This is a genomic window from Salmonella sp. 2018103 (genome assembly GCF_026247685.1).
Classification (GTDB): Bacteria; Pseudomonadota; Gammaproteobacteria; order Enterobacterales; family Enterobacteriaceae; genus Salmonella; species Salmonella enterica.
Genome location: NZ_CP111029.1, coordinates 3,304,634 through 3,321,993, shown reverse-complemented (window position 1 = coordinate 3,321,993; position 17,360 = coordinate 3,304,634). Strand labels below are relative to the sequence as shown.

At 52.7% G+C, this 17,360-nt stretch carries 19 protein-coding genes and 1 other RNA gene; 10 read left to right on the top strand and 10 right to left on the bottom strand.

Annotated features, from left to right (window positions below):
- Positions 1-41: 41 nt before the first annotated feature.
- Entirely contained in the window at positions 42-737 is a 696-nt protein-coding gene (queC, locus tag OLG56_RS16200; RefSeq protein ID WP_000817203.1) for a 7-cyano-7-deazaguanine synthase QueC, read from the bottom strand.
- Positions 738-801: 64 nt separating this feature from the next.
- Positions 802-2,502 carry an SgrR family transcriptional regulator gene (locus OLG56_RS16195; protein WP_207011570.1) on the bottom strand — a complete coding sequence of 567 codons (1,701 nt, stop codon included), beginning with the start codon at positions 2,500-2,502 and terminating at the stop codon, positions 802-804.
- 99 nt (positions 2,503-2,601) lie between these two features.
- On the opposite strand from OLG56_RS16195, the gene cof reads away from it, so the two are divergent.
- Positions 2,602-3,420 carry an HMP-PP phosphatase gene (cof, locus tag OLG56_RS16190; protein ID WP_000113033.1) on the top strand — a complete coding sequence of 273 codons (819 nt, stop codon included), beginning with the start codon at positions 2,602-2,604 and terminating at the stop codon, positions 3,418-3,420.
- Positions 3,421-3,469: 49 nt separating this feature from the next.
- Here the strand turns inward: cof and cdsH are convergent, their stop codons facing one another.
- On the bottom strand, positions 3,470-4,525 hold the full coding sequence (gene cdsH, locus OLG56_RS16185; protein WP_000987850.1) for a cysteine desulfhydrase: 1,056 nt from the start codon (positions 4,523-4,525) through the stop codon (positions 3,470-3,472).
- Between the two features lie 112 nt (positions 4,526-4,637).
- Between cdsH and decR the strand changes: the two genes are divergently transcribed.
- From decR to amtB, 5 genes are all read left to right on the top strand, one after another.
- Entirely contained in the window at positions 4,638-5,096 is a 459-nt protein-coding gene (gene decR / locus OLG56_RS16180; RefSeq protein WP_061377230.1) for a DNA-binding transcriptional regulator DecR, read from the top strand.
- Between the two features lie 40 nt (positions 5,097-5,136).
- On the top strand, positions 5,137-6,909 hold the full coding sequence (locus tag OLG56_RS16175) for a SmdA family multidrug ABC transporter permease/ATP-binding protein (protein WP_001235560.1): 1,773 nt from the start codon (positions 5,137-5,139) through the stop codon (positions 6,907-6,909).
- Positions 6,902-8,683 carry a SmdB family multidrug efflux ABC transporter permease/ATP-binding protein gene (locus OLG56_RS16170; protein WP_001256074.1) on the top strand — a complete coding sequence of 594 codons (1,782 nt, stop codon included), beginning with the start codon at positions 6,902-6,904 and terminating at the stop codon, positions 8,681-8,683. The genes OLG56_RS16175 and OLG56_RS16170 overlap by 8 nt, the downstream gene beginning before the upstream one ends.
- 212 nt (positions 8,684-8,895) lie before the next feature.
- On the top strand, positions 8,896-9,234 hold the full coding sequence (gene glnK, locus OLG56_RS16165; protein ID WP_000780341.1) for a P-II family nitrogen regulator: 339 nt from the start codon (positions 8,896-8,898) through the stop codon (positions 9,232-9,234).
- Between the two features lie 31 nt (positions 9,235-9,265).
- Complete coding sequence (gene amtB, locus OLG56_RS16160; RefSeq protein ID WP_000684912.1) at positions 9,266-10,552, top strand: ammonium transporter AmtB; 1,287 nt, start codon at positions 9,266-9,268, stop codon at positions 10,550-10,552.
- 99 nt (positions 10,553-10,651) lie between these two features.
- On the opposite strand, the gene tesB is transcribed toward amtB, so the two are convergent.
- Positions 10,652-11,512, bottom strand: coding sequence for an acyl-CoA thioesterase II (gene tesB, locus OLG56_RS16155; RefSeq protein WP_024797536.1), 861 nt, complete (start codon positions 11,510-11,512; stop codon positions 10,652-10,654).
- A gap of 214 nt (positions 11,513-11,726) precedes the next feature.
- On the opposite strand from tesB, the gene OLG56_RS16150 reads away from it, so the two are divergent.
- Entirely contained in the window at positions 11,727-12,296 is a 570-nt protein-coding gene (locus OLG56_RS16150) for a YbaY family lipoprotein (protein WP_000779802.1), read from the top strand.
- 32 nt (positions 12,297-12,328) lie between these two features.
- Here OLG56_RS16150 and OLG56_RS16145 read toward each other — a convergent pair whose 3' ends face one another.
- The gene (locus tag OLG56_RS16145; protein ID WP_000961285.1) at positions 12,329-12,718 is read right to left on the bottom strand and encodes an MGMT family protein; all 390 of its coding nucleotides are present in this window, start codon (positions 12,716-12,718) and stop codon (positions 12,329-12,331) included.
- An 84-nt stretch (positions 12,719-12,802) separates the two neighbouring features.
- On the opposite strand from OLG56_RS16145, the gene ffs reads away from it, so the two are divergent.
- Positions 12,803-12,899: signal recognition particle sRNA small type (gene ffs, locus OLG56_RS16140), an RNA gene on the top strand.
- A gap of 49 nt (positions 12,900-12,948) precedes the next feature.
- On the opposite strand, the gene pdeB is transcribed toward ffs, so the two are convergent.
- Positions 12,949-14,499, bottom strand: a complete 1,551-nt coding sequence (gene pdeB / locus OLG56_RS16135) for a cyclic di-3',5'-guanosine monophosphate phosphodiesterase PdeB (protein ID WP_001642888.1) — start codon at positions 14,497-14,499, stop codon at positions 12,949-12,951.
- A 224-nt stretch (positions 14,500-14,723) separates the two neighbouring features.
- Between pdeB and OLG56_RS16130 the strand changes: the two genes are divergently transcribed.
- The gene (locus tag OLG56_RS16130; RefSeq protein ID WP_000801415.1) at positions 14,724-14,984 is read left to right on the top strand and encodes a type B 50S ribosomal protein L31; all 261 of its coding nucleotides are present in this window, start codon (positions 14,724-14,726) and stop codon (positions 14,982-14,984) included.
- A 5-nt stretch (positions 14,985-14,989) separates the two neighbouring features.
- Positions 14,990-15,130 (top strand): type B 50S ribosomal protein L36, encoded by a 141-nt coding sequence (ykgO, locus tag OLG56_RS16125; RefSeq protein ID WP_001197749.1) that lies wholly within the window; start codon positions 14,990-14,992, stop codon positions 15,128-15,130.
- Positions 15,131-15,185: 55 nt separating this feature from the next.
- Here the strand turns inward: ykgO and OLG56_RS16120 are convergent, their stop codons facing one another.
- The 4 genes from OLG56_RS16120 to tomB all read right to left on the bottom strand — a co-directional run bounded on the left by OLG56_RS16120 (position 15,186) and on the right by tomB (position 17,124).
- Complete coding sequence (locus OLG56_RS16120) at positions 15,186-15,656, bottom strand: YlaC family protein (RefSeq protein WP_000136183.1); 471 nt, start codon at positions 15,654-15,656, stop codon at positions 15,186-15,188.
- Between the two features lie 117 nt (positions 15,657-15,773).
- Positions 15,774-16,325 (bottom strand): maltose O-acetyltransferase, encoded by a 552-nt coding sequence (gene maa, locus OLG56_RS16115; RefSeq protein WP_001278791.1) that lies wholly within the window; start codon positions 16,323-16,325, stop codon positions 15,774-15,776.
- Between the two features lie 178 nt (positions 16,326-16,503).
- Positions 16,504-16,722: a hemolysin expression-modulating protein Hha gene (gene hha / locus OLG56_RS16110; RefSeq protein ID WP_001280991.1), complete on the bottom strand. Its 219-nt coding sequence runs from the start codon at positions 16,720-16,722 to the stop codon at positions 16,504-16,506.
- A gap of 27 nt (positions 16,723-16,749) precedes the next feature.
- Positions 16,750-17,124 carry an Hha toxicity modulator TomB gene (gene tomB / locus OLG56_RS16105; RefSeq protein WP_000344807.1) on the bottom strand — a complete coding sequence of 125 codons (375 nt, stop codon included), beginning with the start codon at positions 17,122-17,124 and terminating at the stop codon, positions 16,750-16,752.
- Positions 17,125-17,360: the final 236 nt, after the last annotated feature.

Genomic DNA, 17,360 nt, shown 5'->3' with positions numbered 1-17,360 from the left:
CAGGCCGGACAAGGCGCGTGCGCCGCCATCCGGCAAAACAATCACCTTAACCCGGTTTTTTGCTTCATTGCCGCCATCACCGCCGCTTTATTCGACAGATAATGATTCAGGCCGTTAGCGCGCAGATTACAGGCCGCGCAATGACCACAGCCATCGCCTTTAATGCCGTTATAGCAGGTCAGCGTCTCTTCGCGAACCAATTCCAGTTGGCCCCAATAATCGGCCAGTGCCCAGGTTTCAGCTTTATCAATCCACATTAAGGGCGTTTCGAAACGGATATCTTTCGCCATGCCCAGATTTACCGCGTGATTCAGCGCTTTGACGAACTCATCGCGACAGTCTGGATAGCCGGAAAAATCGGTCTCGCAAACGCCGGTGATCACCGCTTCGGCTTTGACCTGATAAGCGTAAATCGCCGCCAGCGTCAGAAAGAGAATATTGCGTCCCGGTACGAAAGTATTGGGGATACCGTCAGCGTTCGGTTCATAGTCCGGCACCGGAATGCTATCTCGCGTCAGGCTGCTGACCGCCAGTTCGTTCAGCAAAGTGACATCCAGCACTTTATGCGCGCGTGCGCCAAGTTTTAACGCCAGCGCGCGCGCGACATCAATCTCTGCGCGGTGGCGCTGACCATAATCAAACGTGACACAATGCACTTCATCATACTGATGCCGCGCTTGCGCCAGACAAGTGGTGGAGTCCTGACCTCCACTAAATACAACAACGGCGCGTTTCATAGTTATCCTGATCAATGACGAAAGCCAATATGGTAACGCGTACGGATAATCCCGACCAGCTTCTTCACGGCGAAGGCGGCGGAAGCCAGGCTTCGCTAAATTCAAACCAGCCGCGAGGGGTGAGTCGAACGCCGTTAACGCCCGGTGGGGCGCTGATGCGATAGTGATAATTAAACAGCGGCGTAAGTGTGGCGTCATCCATCAGGTTGGCAAAAACTTGTTGTAGCGCGGCGCGGCGATCTTTTTCATTGGGCTGAATTTGCAGAGCGTCAAGTGTAGCCTGCAGATGGGAAAACGCAGGCGCGTCCAGGACATGCGGCCAGATCTGATCGCAACGTAGCCACTGCTCCAGCGTATATTCCGGCGCTTCGCCGATCAGCCTGTCGCCCATCATCAGATCCGCTTGCGCCAACGCAGGGCAGTTATCCCAGTTTTTGGCATTATGAAAAATCAACGTTAACTCACAGCCGAGCGTCGCCAGGTAATGTCGAAGCTGTTCCGCCATCGTATGCAGCTCTACGGGAAGGTGGTACGCCAGGGTAAGTTTTTTCGGCAATGGCGTTTCATCAACGTCCTGCCATTGCGGGATTGTCCAGCCGGGTAGTAGCCCCTGACTTGGCATAATCAAGTTCTCATCTACCGGCAAGGTTTTTAGCAGCGAAGTATGATGGATAATATGTATCAGACGCCGCGCCTGCTGTACGTTGAGCCGTGAGCCCTTTTTGAGGGTTAAATAACAAAAGCCAGGGCTGATACCACTACTTACCTGACTCAGCGTCGCCAGCTCTTCCGGTTTGCCGATGGCAATCTGCACCGGATGGCGGCAACTGGTGCCCAGATCCTGGGCAAACAGTTGCGGGGTGATCCAGAATTCAATCGCTTTCAGCAGCGGATGGCTGAGGTGATAATGGTCATGACTTTCCAGACGCACCAGTTCCGGCGTGAACAACGCCAGGCGAAAAGGACCAGTGCCGATAAGCGGCAGGTCAGGATGCGCCAGACCGCTACAATAGCTCGCCAGACGATGCGCCAGCCAGTAATCAGGTCGGTGAAGGAGAAAGGTCAGGCACTGAGGATGCGTTACTTCGATCCGTGCGACGCTAATAAACAATTTGCTTAGCGCGGGTAGGGTAAGCAGCCTTTCCAGGCGTTCGTGTAGCTGCGCGGTATCCACCGCATCGCCATTATGCCAGTGCAGCGTGGATCGAATATAAAAATCCCAGCGTAAACCGTCGGCGGAAACCTTCCAGTGATGCGCCAAATCCCCGCAAGGATATTGGCTATCGCGGTCGAAGCGCGTTAACCCGGAAAAAACTTGCCCTGCGAGATGCTGTTCCGCGCGTCCTGGCAGGAAACCCGGCTGCAGCGGATCAAGCGGACGATAGTAGGGAATACGCAATGTCGGCGTATCGTTTTGCCATTGGCCGCCCATAAAAGGCTGGAGCATCGCCCGTAACTCGCCAGGCGCCAGCTGCGCCAGTTCCAGTACGTTGAGCTGCTGCCCTTTTTCTAGCGCCTGTTCCATCATGGCGGTGCGGAGCGATTCCGGCGTGACCAGAAACTGGAGCCGTCCACGTTTCCCGCGCCCGGACTGCGCCTCCCATCTTAGCCAACCTGCCTGCTGGGCCTGACGCAGCAGCGTTCGCAGATGGCGCTCGCTACAAAAACAGCGTTCGGCCAGTTCGCTAACGGTGACATGTTGCGTTTCCCCGGCGGAAGGCTGCCAGAGGCGTTGATATTGATTAAGCCGATTCAGTAGCCTCATAAAACCCGGAACACTTCCTTTTATCTGTTCACTATTACTTCCGTATATCTCAGGTAATACTGAACAACAAGTTAACCGCGTCACAGTGTGGAGAAAGAGATGGCCCGTCTGGCAGCATTTGATATGGATGGCACGTTATTAATGCCCGATCACCATTTGGGTAGAGAAACGATCGCCACGCTGGCGCGTCTGCGCGAACGCGATATCACTCTGACATTCGCTACGGGTCGTCATGTGCTGGAGATGCGGCATATTCTGGGGACGCTTTCACTGGACGCTTATCTTATTACCGGTAACGGGACGCGAATTCACTCGCTGGAAGGCGACGTGCTGCATCGTCAGGATCTCGATCCTCAGGTTGCCGATACGGTGATGCATCATGCCTGGGATACCCGAGCCAGTATGCATGTGTTTAATGACAACGGCTGGTTTACAGGCCAGGAGATCCCCGCGCTACTCCAGGCGCACGTCTACAGCGGCTTTCGTTATCAGGTTATCAATATAAAAAGCATTCCGGCCCATCAGGTGACGAAGATCTGTTTTTGCGGCGATCATGACGATCTGATCCGTTTGCGCATTCAGCTCAATGAGGCGATGGAAGAACGCGCTCACCTCTGTTTCTCTGCCGTCGACTGCCTGGAAGTGCTACCGCTGGGGTGCAATAAAGGATCGGCGCTGGCGGTATTGAGCAATCATTTAGGGCTTTCACTGGCAGATTGCATGGCATTTGGCGACGCGATGAACGATCGGGAAATGCTGGGCAGCGTCGGGCGGGGGCTCATTATGGGCAATGCCATGCCGCAGCTTATCGCCGCGTTGCCACACCTTTCGGTTATCGGACATTGTGGTAATCAAGCGGTATCACACTTTTTGACGCATTGGCTGGACAATCCGCATCTACCTTATTCCCCCGAATGAGAGATCTCTTCCAGCAAGCCAGACATTCAGTCTGGCTTTTTTTTGGTGTCTAGTCGCCGGTAAGTAATTTTGCGATGGCCGCTGACCACGGCGTCAAATCGCCGATATGGTCGCTAACCCAGGACGGATGGTAATAGGTATCCAGATAGCGATCGCCGCTATCGCACAATAACGTCACGATAGCGCCGGTTTCTCCAGCCTCGCGCATCCGGGCCGCAAGCTGCAGCGCTCCCCACATATTCGTGCCGGTAGAGGCACCGACTTTACGGCCTAGCTGCGTTTCCAGCCAGTGTGCGGTGGCAACGCTGGCGGCGTCCGGCACGCGCAGCATCTCATCCACGACATCCGGAATAAAAGAAGGCTCTACTCGCGGACGACCAATTCCTTCAATTTTACTGCCCACCGGGCTGCGTAATGAAGCGTCGCGATCCTGCCAGTAAGGTAAAAAGACGGAATTTTCCGGATCCACCACCATGAGCTGAGTATCATAGCCCTGGCAGCGAATATAGCGCCCAATCGTCGCAGAGGTTCCGCCCGTTCCGGCGCTCATGACGATAAATCGCGGTACCGGATGGGGTTCGTTGCGCATCTGGCGGAAAATACTGTCGGCAATATTATTGTTGCCCCGCCAGTCGGTAGCTCGTTCTGCGTAGGTAAACTGGTCCATATAGTGACCGTTCAGTTCATGCGCCAGCCGCTCGGAGGCGGCATAAATTTCGCAGGCGCTCTCCACAAAATGACAGTGGCCGCCGTAAAATTGAATCTGTTCGATTTTACGTTTTGCGGTACAGGCGGGCATGACGGCGATGAACGGCAGTCCCAGTAAACGCGCGAACCAGGCTTCGGAAATCGCCGTTGAGCCTGATGACGCTTCAATAATCGGAGTGCCTTCTTTAATCCAGCCATTGCACAGCCCATAAAGGAACAGCGAGCGCGCCAGACGATGCTTGAGGCTACCGGTGGGATGCGTGCTTTCGTCTTTCAGGTAAAGCTGGATACCTGGAAATGCCGACAGGGGCAAACGAATAAGATGCGTATCCGCCGAGCGCTGGTGGTCAGCGTTAATTTCATTAATGGCATTTTTAACCCAATTGCTACTCATCATTAATATCCATTTATCATTTTGTGCCAAGAGTAGCGAAAAGTACGGAAAAAATTGTTGCTATTTGGCCTTTAAATTACAATGTAAGGAGAAAAATATTCTCTATGGAGTGGGTATGTTAGATAAAATTGACCGTAAACTGCTTTGCTTATTGCAGCAGGACTGTACCCTCTCTTTGCAGGCGCTGGCGGATGCCGTTAATCTGACGACAACGCCTTGCTGGAAGCGGCTTAAACGCCTGGAAGATGACGGTATCCTGCTTGGCAGGGTCGCGCTGCTGGACCCGGAAAAACTGGGGCTGGGGTTAACCGCTTTTGTGTTGATAAAAACGCAGCACCACAGCAGTGAATGGTACTGTCGGTTCGTGACCGTCGTCTCTGAGATGCCGGAAGTGCTTGGCTTCTGGCGGATGGCGGGGGAATACGACTATCTGATGCGAGTTCAGGTGGCCGACATGAAGCGGTATGACGACTTCTATAAACGTCTGGTCAATAGCGTCCCAGGACTGTCAGACGTCTCCTCCAGTTTTGCGATGGAACAGATTAAGTACACCACCTCTCTGCCCATTGAATAATTCTCCCGGTATTGCCGGAAATCATATCAGGAAATAACGCGTGCGATTATTTGCTCAATTAAGCTGGTACTTTCGCCGGGAATGGCGTCGCTATCTTGGCGCGGTGGCCCTGCTTATGCTTATTGCGATGCTTCAGCTAATCCCGCCCAAAGTGGTGGGGATTGTCGTGGATGGCGTAACCGCACAGCATTTTACTCCAGGCCGAATAGCGATGTGGATTGGCACCATTGCCCTGATCGCCGTAGTGGTCTATTTGTTGCGCTATGTCTGGCGCGTGCTGCTATTTGGCGCTTCTTATCAATTAGCCGTCGAACTGCGTGAAGATTATTATCGCCAGCTGAGTCGTCAGCATCCTGAATTTTATCAGCGCCATCGGACGGGCGATCTTATTGCGCGTGCGACGAATGATGTGGATCGCGTCGTATTTGCGGCGGGCGAGGGCGTTCTGACGCTGGTTGACTCGCTGGTAATGGGCTGCGCGGTACTGATTGTCATGTCGACGCAAATTAGCTGGCAGCTAACGCTATTAGCGCTGTTGCCGATGCCGATTATGGCGCTGATGATCAAACGTTACGGCGATCGGCTGCATGACTATTTCAAACTGGCGCAGGCCGCCTTCTCCAGCCTGAACGACCGCACGCAGGAGAGTCTGACCAGCATCCGCATGATCAAAGCGTTTGGTCTGGAGGACCGCCAGTCTTCGCTGTTTGCGGCGGATGCCGAAGATACCGGCAAGAAAAATATGCGCGTGGCGCGTATTGACGCGCGTTTTGATCCAACCATTTACATCGCCATTGGCATGGCGAACCTGCTCGCGATTAGCGGCGGAAGCTGGATGGTGGTTAACGGCAGCCTGACGCTGGGCGAACTCACCAGCTTTATGATGTATCTGGGGTTGATGATTTGGCCGATGCTGGCGCTGGCCTGGATGTTTAATATCGTGGAGCGGGGTAGCGCCGCTTACAGCCGCATCCGCGCCATGCTGGCGGAAGCGCCGGTAGTTAAGGATGGCGAAGAGCCGGTCCCGGCGGGGCGCGGCGAACTGACGGCGGCCATTCGTGAGTTTTGCTATCCGCAAACGACGCATCCGGCGCTGGAGAATGTGAACTTTCGTCTTAAACCGGGTCAGATGCTGGGGATATGCGGTCCGACCGGCGCGGGGAAAAGCACAATATTGTCGCTTATCCAGCGCCATTTTGATGTGACGCAGGGAGAGATCCGATTCCATGACATGCCGTTGACGCATCTGCAACTGGATAGCTGGCGTAGCCGACTGGCGGTCGTCAGCCAGACGCCGTTTTTGTTCTCGGACTCTATTGCCAATAATATTGCGCTCGGACGCCCGGAGGCGACTCAGGAGGAGATTGAACAGGTGGCGCGTTTAGCCAGCGTACATGAGGATATTCTCCGCTTGCCTCAGGGCTACGACACGCAGGTAGGTGAACGTGGCGTCATGTTATCGGGAGGGCAAAAACAGCGTATCTCGATTGCCAGAGCGCTACTGTTAAATGCGGAAATTCTGCTTCTCGATGATGCGCTTTCTGCAGTAGATGGCCGCACGGAGCATCAGATTTTGCATAATTTGCGCCAGTGGGGCGAAGGGCGTACGGTCATCATCAGCGCGCATCGTTTATCCGCGCTGACCGACGCCAATGAAATTATCGTTATGCAACATGGTCATGTTGTTCAGCGCGGCGATCACGATCAACTGGCGCAGCAGATTGGCTGGTATCGCGATATGTATCGCTATCAGCAACTGGAGGCCGCTCTGGATGACGCGCCGGAACGCGGCGAGGAGGCGGTGAATGCGTAGTTTTGGACAGCTATGGCCGACGCTGAAACGGTTGCTGGCGTATGGCTCGCCATGGCGAAAACCGCTCTCTGTCGCGGTGATGATGCTGTGGATTGCGGCAGCGGCGGAGGTTAGCGGTCCGCTGCTGATCAGCTATTTCATTGATAACATGGTGGCCCGCCACCATTTACCGTTGGGCAAGGTCGCGGGGCTGGCGGCCGCCTATGTGGGGCTACAGTTTCTGGCGGCGGGTCTGCATTACGCCCAGTCTTTATTATTTAACCGGGCGGCCGTTGGCGTGGTTCAGTCCTTGCGCACGGACGTCATGGATGCCGCCTTGCGTCAGCCGCTAAGCGCCTTCGACACGCAGCCTGTCGGACAATTAATTTCACGCGTGACCAACGATACGGAAGTCATCCGCGATCTGTACGTCACGGTCGTCGCGACGGTATTACGTAGCGCGGCGTTGATCGGCGCCATGCTGGTCGCCATGTTCAGCCTTGACTGGCGGATGGCGCTGGTGGCGATTTTGATTTTTCCGGCGGTATTGACCGTGATGATCATTTATCAGCGCTACAGCACGCCGATTGTACGCCGCGTGCGGGCATATCTGGCGGATATTAACGACGGCTTTAACGAAATCATCAACGGGATGAGCGTAATCCAGCAGTTTCGCCAGCAGGCGCGCTTCGGCGAACGCATGGGCGAGGCCAGCCGCTCGCACTACATGGCGCGGATGCAGACGCTACGCTTAGACGGCTTTTTATTGCGTCCGCTGCTTAGCCTCTTTTCTGCGCTCATTTTGTGTGGTTTGTTGATGCTTTTCAGCTTTACGTCTGCCGGCACGATTGAGGTCGGGGTGCTGTATGCGTTCATTAGCTATTTGTCACGTCTGAACGAGCCGCTCATTGAACTGACCACCCAGCAATCCATGCTACAGCAGGCGGTTGTGGCGGGAGAGCGTGTTTTTGAACTGATGGATCGCCCGCGCCAGCGCTATGGCAGCGACGACAGGCCGTTACAAAGCGGGGCGATTGATATTGATCATCTGTCGTTTGCTTACCGCGACGATAATCTTGTTTTACAGGACATTACGCTATCAGTACCGTCCCGTAGCTTTGTGGCGCTGGTGGGGCACACCGGCAGCGGGAAGAGCACGCTCGCCAGCTTATTAATGGGGTACTACCCTCTGACGCAAGGCGAAATTCGGCTGGATGGGCGAGAGATCTCCTCTCTTAATCATCGCGTTTTACGCCAGGGCGTGGCGATGGTTCAACAGGACCCGGTAGTGATGGCGGATACCTTTCTGGCTAATGTGACGCTGGGGCGCGATGTCTCCGAGGCGCAGGTGTGGCAGGCGCTGGAAACGGTACAACTGGCAGACCTGGCGCGCGGCCTGAGCGACGGGCTGCATACGCATCTCGGCGAGCAGGGAAATACGTTGTCCGTCGGGCAAAAACAGCTATTGGCGCTGGCGCGCGTGCTGGTTGACGCCCCGCAAATATTAATTCTTGATGAAGCGACGGCCAGCATCGATTCCGGCACTGAGCAGGCGATACAGCAGGCGCTGGCGGCGATTCGCGAGCGCACCACGCTGGTGGTTATTGCCCATCGGCTATCGACAATCGTGGAGGCGGATACCATTCTGGTTCTCCATCGCGGCCAGGCGGTGGAGCGCGGGACGCATCAACAATTGCTGGCGGCGCAAGGGCGCTACTGGCAAATGTATCAATTACAGCTAGTTGGCGAGGAGTTAGCCGCCAGCGTACACGAAGAACCCGGCCCTGCGGCGTAAGGTTTTGCGCCACAGGGCAAAACCTCGCCCATCATGCACCGTCGTGGTGCGTTTTTCTTTCCCTGCTTCAATGTTGGGGCGCGTCAATATAAAGACGCGCCGCTAACCGCGCTTTTCCTCGCTCGCCAGCTTCTGGCACATCCTTTGCAATATCCATTCTGAAGAGTCCATGCGCGGCGGCAGCCGTTACCTAATTCTGACTGGAGGGTTCTATGAAGCTGGTTACCGTGATTATCAAACCGTTCAAGCTGGAGGATGTGCGGGAGGCGCTTTCTTCCATTGGCATTCAGGGACTGACCGTCACCGAAGTGAAAGGGTTTGGCCGTCAGAAAGGACACGCCGAACTGTATCGCGGCGCGGAGTACAGCGTGAATTTCCTGCCGAAGGTCAAAATTGATGTTGCTATCGCCGACGACCAACTGGAAGAGGTGATCGATATCATCAGTAAAGCGGCTTACACCGGAAAAATTGGCGACGGCAAAATTTTCGTCGCGGAGCTCATGCGCGTTATTCGGATTCGTACCGGCGAAGCTGACGAAGCAGCGCTGTAAGACCCGCCACACAGCAACAGGAAATGAAAAAATGAAGATAGCGATGATAAAAACCACACTGGCTTCACTGGCGCTGCTGCCTGGGCTAACGATAGCCGCGCCGGCGGTTGCCGATAAAGCGGATAGTGCTTTTATGATGATTTGCACCGCGCTGGTGCTGTTCATGACGATACCGGGTATCGCGCTGTTTTACGGCGGATTAATTCGCGCTAAGAACGTGTTGTCAATGTTAACGCAAGTGACCGTCACCTTTGCGCTGGTCTGTATTTTATGGGTGGTGTACGGCTATTCGCTGGCTTTTGGCGAAGGGAATCATTTCTTCGGTAATGCCGATGGGGCGATGTTGAAGAATATCGCGTTGACGGCGGTAACGGGTACGATTTATCAGTATATTCATGTCGCGTTTCAGGGATCTTTCGCCTGTATTACCGTCGGGCTGATTGTCGGCGCGCTGGCGGAGCGTATTCGTTTTTCGGCGGTACTGATTTTTGTCGTGGTGTGGTTCACGCTCTCTTATATCCCGATTGCGCACATGGTGTGGGGCGGCGGCCTGCTGGCTGCTCACGGCGCGCTGGATTTTGCCGGTGGTACGGTGGTGCATATTAACGCCGCTATCGCCGGGCTGGTAGGGGCTTATTTAATTGGCAAACGCGTCGGCTTTGGGAAAGAAGCATTTAAACCCCATAATCTGCCGATGGTCTTTACCGGTACTGCGATTCTGTATATCGGCTGGTTTGGATTTAACGCGGGTTCTGCTGGTAGCGCAAACGAGATAGCAGCGCTGGCCTTTGTGAACACCGTGGTGGCGACCGCCGCCGCGATTCTGGGGTGGATTATCGGCGAGTGGACGCTACGCGGTAAGCCTTCCCTGCTGGGGGCGTGTTCCGGCGCGATTGCCGGTCTGGTCGGCGTGACGCCAGCCTGTGGCTATGTTGGTGTTGGCGGCGCGCTGGTTATCGGCGTTATTGCGGGGCTGGCGGGATTGTGGGGAGTCACCATGCTTAAACGTCTGTTACGGGTAGATGATCCGTGCGACGTATTTGGCGTTCATGGCGTTTGCGGAATAGTCGGCTGTATCCTGACCGGCGTTTTTGCCGCCAGTTCGCTGGGCGGCGTTGGCTTTGTCGACGGCGTTACGATGGGACATCAGGTGATGGTACAGCTGGAAAGTATTGCTATTACGGTCGTCTGGTCCGGCGTTGTCGCGTTTGTTGGTTACAAACTGGCGGATATCCTTGTTGGACTGCGTGTACCGGAAGAGCAGGAGCGCGAGGGGCTGGATGTGAACAGTCACGGCGAGAATGCGTATAACGCGTGATTGCGCAACATGCCTGATGGCGCTGCGCTTATCCAGTTTACCGTAGGCCGGATAAGCGCAGCGTCATCAGGCCATTAACGCCGCATAGCGGCATGTTTTTTAATTGTGATTACGCATTACCCCTTCCTGCACGGTTGAAGCGACCAGCGCGCCATCCTGAGTATAAAACTCGCCGCGAACAAAGCCCCGGGCGCTGGAGGCGGAAGTGCTCTCCACGCTATAAAGTAGCCATTCATTAAAATTGAACGGACGATGGAACCACATAGAGTGATCGATAGTGGCGATCTGAATGCCCTTTTCCAGAAAACCGATGCCGTGAGGCTGAAGCGCGACGGGAAGGAAATTCAGATCCGAGGCGTATCCCAGTAAATATTGATGGACGCGAATGTCATCCGGAACGATGCCATTGGCGCGAATCCATACCTGACGCACAGGCGCGGCGACGTGACCTTTCAACGGATTGTGAAATTCGACGGGACGAATTTCCAGCGGGCGATCGCAGAGAAACTTTTCTTTCAGAATCGGCGGCAGTAAATGCGCCAGCGATTGCGCGATTTCCGTTTCTGACGGTAGTCCTTCCGGCCCGACTGCCGTCGGCATGGTTTTTTGATGTTCAAAACCCGGTTCCGGCGCCTGGAATGAGGCGGTCATGTAAAAGATGGGTTTCCCGTTCTGAATAGCGGCAACGCGGCGGGCGCTGAAGCTATTCCCATCGCGCAGCACTTCTACGTCATAGATAATGGGTTTTTGGCTATCGCCTGGCCGCAGAAAATAACTGTGGAATGAATGCACCAGTCGCGCTTCCGGCACCGTTTCTTTGGCGGCATAGAGCGCCTGGCCCACCACCTGACCGCCAAATACCTGGCGCAGCCCTAAGTCTTCACTTTGGCCCCGAAAGAGTCCTTCTTCAATTTTTTCCAGATTCAATAATGTCAGCAAATTATTCAGTGTCTGACTCATACATACTCTCCAGGTGACAACGATGCCGAAGCGAGGTAGGGCAGAGTATAACGCAATTTTGCAAGTGGTCCGATGGGTACAAAAGTCTGAATAACAGACCAATTCCAGGCAAAAATGAGTGACATGTGCCACACTTAATCACGTTATGTTTCTGTTAACCACTCTTCCGGCGGGGGGAAAGGCCTGCTGGTGCATTGATGATAAGGAGAATTGAATGAAACTCGTGCACATCGTAAGTGGTTTAGCGGTTGCGATATCTCTGGCGGCCTGCGCTGATAAAAGCGCTGATATCCAGACGCCTGCGCCAAACCCTAACATGTCGATTACAGCTAACCAGTCTACTATTCAGCAACCCAATGTTTCCGGTACCGTCTGGATCCGCCAGAAGGTCGCTCTGCCGCCAGATGCGGTGCTGACCGTGACGCTTTCAGATGCTTCGCTGGCTGATGCGCCGTCTAAGGTGCTGTCGCAAAAAGCGGTACGTACCGAAGGTAAACAGGCGCCTTTCAGTTTTGTGTTGCCGTTTAACCCATCAGATATTCAACCTAACGCGCGCATTCTCCTGAGCGCGGCCATCACCGTTGATAATAAGCTGGTATTTATTACCGATAGCGTGAAACCGGTGATTAACAATGGCGGCACTAAAGCGGATCTGACGCTGGTACCGGTACAGCAAACGGCGGTGCCTGTGCAGGCCAGCGGCGGTGCGACGACGACGGTTCCATCGACCTCACCGACCCAGGTCAATCCGTCTTCTGCCGTTCCTGCGCCTACCCAGTATTAATCCTGCGCCAACCCTCTCCGTTACGGAGAGGGTTAATACACCCAGCGATAGCGTTGTAAATCGATTTGTCCGCTTCCCGACACCACCACGCCTTCCGCCAGTAATGCCTGACGTTGCCGTTGTAGATCCGGCCCGGTAAGTGATATCGCGCCGTGGCGGTTCACCACCCGATGCCATGGTAAAGTGCTGCCTTCCGGCAGACGTTTTAAAACTCCGCCGACCTGACGCGCCGCCCGAGGCGAACCGGCAAGCCGGGCGACATCGCCGTAGGTCGTGACAAACCCTTCCGGGATCGAAGCGACGATTTGCCAGACGCGTTGAGGAAATGTGTCCTGAATATCCATAATAGAATCCTGCGTTAATGCTTCAGGATAATCTGGAATAAGGGGGGAGGAAAGCCCGGATGCGCAAGAAACCAGCATCCGATGCCTGATGGGTTGCAATTGCACGATATAGCAGTGATAATGCGTCTGCGCGTTGGTTCACAACGCTCTCAATGGGGGCTCTGTTGGTTCTCCCGCAACGCTACTCTGTTTACCAGGTCAGGTCCGGAAGGAAGCAGCCAAGGCAGATGACGCGTGTGCCGGGATGTAGCTGGCAGGGCCCCCACCCATTTGTGCCTCTCCACACTGTTCTTTTCTGCTGTGCGACGTTATAGCCGCTGTTCCGCCCAAAGAATAAATGCCGTAGCGGGTAGGGGTTTACTGTATAACCAGCCCTGACCATAATGCACGCCATGCTGGCGTAGCCACTGTTCTTGCCTGATCGTTTCGATGCCTTCTGCGACCATCTTAAGTTTGAGCGTTTTCGCCATTTCAATAATATGCGGCGTGACGTTTTTATATTCCAGCGCATCGACAAAAGATTTATCAATTTTAAGGACATCCACATCCAGATTTTGTAAGTAGCTGAGGCTGGAATAGCCGGTGCCAAAGTCATCAATATAAATGGAATGTCCCGCGTTACGGTATCTGGCGACAATGGGCGCGCTGGTTTTCGGATCGGCGAACTCGCGCTCCGTTAATTCAAGCGCGATTTGCGACGGAGAAATTTGGCTACGGTTCAGCAGCGTGCTTAACAGCGTCGGCAACGTTTCCGACGCCAGATCGGATGCCTCAAGATTGATTGAAATATGTTGTTCGGGATGGGACTTTAACCAACTCCCCATGTCTTCAAAAACGGTTTCGATGATTAGCCGGGTTAGCGGCTCCGTGAGCCCGGTTTGTTCAGCCAGCGCGATAAAAATTTCCGGCGAAAGGAAGGTGCCGTCCGCCTGTTGCCAGCGAGCTAAAGCTTCGGCACCGACAATTTTTCCGCTGCTCAGGGAGACAATAGGCTGATAGTGTACGTTAATTTCGCGATTGTCTATCGCATCCTGGAGACGGTGGCGGGGCGACTGTAGCCGACGCAAAATACGCAGAATAAAGGCCGCAGCCAGCAGACCCGTTACGATGCCCGCCGGTAGCCAGATAAATGCCTGTCGATACCAGCTCCTTTCCAGCGGAGCGGTCGGTGCCCAGCTTACGATAGTAATGCCCATTTCCGGAAAGGGGTGAATAGCATACTGAATGCCTCGGTTTTCCAGCCGCAGGGGCGTCTCATGGTGAATGAGCGGAAGAATAGCGAGGTCAAGGTTACCGCTGCTGGCAACCACAGTATTGCGTTCCCGGCCAATAATAGCGACGTCAATCGGCCATGCGCCAAACGGAATCACATCGATAAAGGACGCCGGGTCGATCATCACGATATAGCTGTCGCTCCCGAGTGCCGCCATATAGCGTTTTATACCCAGATCGTTTTGCGCCGTAAACCAGGCGCGATAACCGTCGCGAGTGATTTTCATGGGCGGAGGGAAAGCGGGAATATGGCTCTCTTTTTCAAGTGAGGAGCAAACGGGAATCGAATTTTTAAGATACAGAACTTCCTGGACATACCGAAAGCTATAAGACACGCGGCGCATGGCGAGTAAATGGGCGCTGCTGCAGGGCTCGCCTTTAAAGGAGGCAATATGCGTTAACGCGGCTTTTGCCTGGTCACTGACCCTTTCTGTACGTAGCGCCACCCGGGACGAGAAGATATCCAGCTCTTCGTTAAACCTTTTTTCAACTTGACGGTGCGCCAGCCACAGACTCAATCCTATCGGGAAAAGGACAGACAGGATAAGCACTCCCGTTACCAGGCTGACCAGATGTCGTGTTGTCACAGTGATGTCCTTATAAACACAGCGTAGAGAAAGTATATCCGATCGTAAATCGCGCCCTCGAATGATAAAGCTATTTTATCGATTTTACAGATATAGGGGCCAGACTAACGCGTTACGCCACATTGCTTTTGCCGCCAGGAAGAGATCGTGAATGTTTACCGGTTGAAAAAGGAGCGTTGATAGCGTATTTTACTGTTATGTTATAACATAATTGAGAGGGCGCAATGAAACCTGATATTCATCCTGTATACCGCACCGTCGTATTTCACGACACCAGCGCAAATGAATATGTGAAAGTGGGATCAACTATCAAAACTGAACGTGAAATCGAACTGGACGGCGTGACATATCCGTATGTCACTATTGATGTGTCATCAAAATCGCATCCTTTTTATACCGGTAGACAGAAAACGTTTGATAGCGAAAGTAGCGCCGCACGCTTCCAGAAACGTTTCGGTCATTTTATCGGCGCTAAAAGGGGGTAAATGAAATGCAGGTGTTAAACTCACTTCGCAATGCAAAACAACGGCATCCGGATTGCCAGATAGTCAAACGCAAAGGACGCTTATACGTGATTTGTAAAACAAATCCGCGTTTTAAGGCGGTTCAGGGGCGTAAAAAAAGGCGTTAAAAAAACAACAGTTCAGGGAAAGCAGTGCGTACCAGGGAGGGTGCGCACTTTTTTATTACCGGCTGGCTTCTGCGCGGGCCAGCGTAAAAATATCGTAGAAGGAAAGTTCGCCCTTACGGGCAACCATTTTTTGCAGCTGGACTTTATGTTCATTATCCACCTGTGGAGATTGAAGAATCGTCTCAATGAGCGTGGGGGGAACAAAGCGGGTGTTGTACCATTCGCCGTTGTAACAGACCCGGAGGTCCAGCACATCGATGTCGTTATAGTGATAACGCGGGGCGATGTCGAAAAAGAAGAAGCCATTAAATGCGATAAATAACACCACTAACAGCCACACTGACCCCACCAGCGTTTCTGATTGCAGCATGACCGCCAGCGTCGCAAACCAGGCCGCATACATCGCGATAAATAACCCAGGATGCTTGCGGATAAAACTGATACTAAAACGCGGCCTGTTATCGCGTTTTTCACGGACGTTTAAGTCATCAATAGTTTCGCTAAGCAGGCGCTGTATCTCTGTCATCTTTTGCCTTCATGATTTCTGCGACATAGGAGGTAATAACAGCCCATTTTAAAGGGAGGTGTAACGTGAAAAAAGTAACAGATTAGCTCCGAATTAGCATAACAGTTATCATTTTGGCTACAATTTTTTAATGATTCGCGCCGGGTTTCCGCCTACCACGACGTCTGGCGGTACGTTTTTTGTCACCACAGCGCCTGAAGCGACGACGACGTTATCGCCGATGGTTACGCCAGGATTAACGACGGCTCGTCCGCCTATCCAGACGTTATTTCCAATAGTGACGGGTTTACCGAATTCTCTGCCGCTGTTGCGTTCGACGGCGTCCAGCGGGTGCGTGGCGGTATAGATATGTACCCCTGGCGCGAGCATACAATTATCGCCAATATGAATTGGGCAAACATCAAGCATGACGCAGTCGAAGTTAGCGTAAAAGGAGTGACCAAGAAAAATATTATAGCCGTAGTCGCAACGAAAGGAAGGTTCAATATAGGCGTCTTCGCATCGACCCAACAGGTCGCGTAAAATCGCCTGACGCTTATTTATTTCATCAGGCGTAGTATAATTGTATTGATGGATGAGTTGACGCGCCCGCAGTCGATCCTGGCATAAAGTTTCATCGGTCGGGCAATACAGTGCCCCAGCGATCATTTTTTGTTTTTCGTCACTCATCGCGCGCTCCCCTTGGTGGATATTATCGCAATAGAAGCAATAATAAAGTATTAGAGGGAACGTTCCCTGCTATTGGTATGTGATCTATATCACTGTTTTATAATAGCCCGTTGTGTTATTAGCCAGAACGAGGAGGCAGATAACACCTGCGTGTTCTCTAAAAAGTAATGTAGCGTGATTAACGAATGAATTTCCATACTGAAGAGGGGATCTTGTCGTAGAGTTTGTTCATTGTCAATTCTGCAAGACGGTGATCCGCAGCTGAGTAAAATACAGCCAGCTCATTGTCGGACAATTCATATTTATTTTTCTCAATGACGCGCTCCAGAGTGTCAATTGTCTGACAGCGCCGTAAACGCATCAAATAATCAGTTTTAGTTAATGGTTTATCAGACATAAATTCTACCTATGATTGTAATAATTTTTAACAAGACAAACTAACAGGATTAGCCCTGGTGGCGTTGACGAAACAACGGAACAGGCGGTTGCCCGATTTACGCCATTTTTGCAAATCCTGCGTATTAATACCATAGCTGCTGAACAACATAAAGGTGTCGTCCAGATATTCATCTATCTGCGCAATCAATTTATTGTCTTCATTGTACTTAATTTTATAATTAAGAGCGAAAGTTGCAATATGCTCTATCAGCTCATTGAGCTGCAGGTTGACTGCTGAGGTCGGGTCATTAACCCAGCCATGGTTGCTTTCTTCAAGGTTTGCAAGACAGTCATGATACAGGGTTTCGCAAAGAAATTTAAGCTGTGCTATATCATGTCTTTTGGGTGAGTATTCGTCCATAATGCATCCCCTTTTTAGTGGCTTAAACTAACCGAACACCTTCGGGATGGATACAACTAACTAACCTGGTACTTCCCACGTCACCTTATGATTTAACTATAATCTACTCTAAAAAACTTTTCATCGTCATATTACGAAAAATTACAATTGCGTGAAAGCCGCGTGTTGCCATACTTTTTCGAATTTTAACAGTGATCGTCGGTCGCCTAAAAAGGAACCAGTTTTATTGTTTGTGT

Excerpts from the sequence above, each read along its gene's own strand:
- queC (WP_000817203.1), bottom strand. The coding sequence starts at position 737 with ATGAAACGCGCCGTTGTTGTATTTAGTGGAGGTCAGGACTCCACCACT.
- OLG56_RS16195 (WP_207011570.1), bottom strand. The coding sequence starts at position 2,502 with ATGAGGCTACTGAATCGGCTTAATCAATATCAACGCCTCTGGCAGCCT.
- cof (WP_000113033.1), top strand. The coding sequence starts at position 2,602 with ATGGCCCGTCTGGCAGCATTTGATATGGATGGCACGTTATTAATGCCC.
- cdsH (WP_000987850.1), bottom strand. The coding sequence starts at position 4,525 with ATGATGAGTAGCAATTGGGTTAAAAATGCCATTAATGAAATTAACGCT.
- decR (WP_061377230.1), top strand. The coding sequence starts at position 4,638 with ATGTTAGATAAAATTGACCGTAAACTGCTTTGCTTATTGCAGCAGGAC.
- OLG56_RS16170 (WP_001256074.1), top strand. The coding sequence starts at position 6,902 with ATGCGTAGTTTTGGACAGCTATGGCCGACGCTGAAACGGTTGCTGGCG.
- glnK (WP_000780341.1), top strand. The coding sequence starts at position 8,896 with ATGAAGCTGGTTACCGTGATTATCAAACCGTTCAAGCTGGAGGATGTG.
- amtB (WP_000684912.1), top strand. The coding sequence starts at position 9,266 with ATGAAGATAGCGATGATAAAAACCACACTGGCTTCACTGGCGCTGCTG.
- tesB (WP_024797536.1), bottom strand. The coding sequence starts at position 11,512 with ATGAGTCAGACACTGAATAATTTGCTGACATTATTGAATCTGGAAAAA.
- OLG56_RS16150 (WP_000779802.1), top strand. The coding sequence starts at position 11,727 with ATGAAACTCGTGCACATCGTAAGTGGTTTAGCGGTTGCGATATCTCTG.
- OLG56_RS16145 (WP_000961285.1), bottom strand. The coding sequence starts at position 12,718 with ATGCTGGTTTCTTGCGCATCCGGGCTTTCCTCCCCCCTTATTCCAGAT.
- OLG56_RS16130 (WP_000801415.1), top strand. The coding sequence starts at position 14,724 with ATGAAACCTGATATTCATCCTGTATACCGCACCGTCGTATTTCACGAC.
- ykgO (WP_001197749.1), top strand. The coding sequence starts at position 14,990 with ATGCAGGTGTTAAACTCACTTCGCAATGCAAAACAACGGCATCCGGAT.
- OLG56_RS16120 (WP_000136183.1), bottom strand. The coding sequence starts at position 15,656 with ATGACAGAGATACAGCGCCTGCTTAGCGAAACTATTGATGACTTAAAC.
- maa (WP_001278791.1), bottom strand. The coding sequence starts at position 16,325 with ATGAGTGACGAAAAACAAAAAATGATCGCTGGGGCACTGTATTGCCCG.
- hha (WP_001280991.1), bottom strand. The coding sequence starts at position 16,722 with ATGTCTGATAAACCATTAACTAAAACTGATTATTTGATGCGTTTACGG.
- tomB (WP_000344807.1), bottom strand. The coding sequence starts at position 17,124 with ATGGACGAATACTCACCCAAAAGACATGATATAGCACAGCTTAAATTT.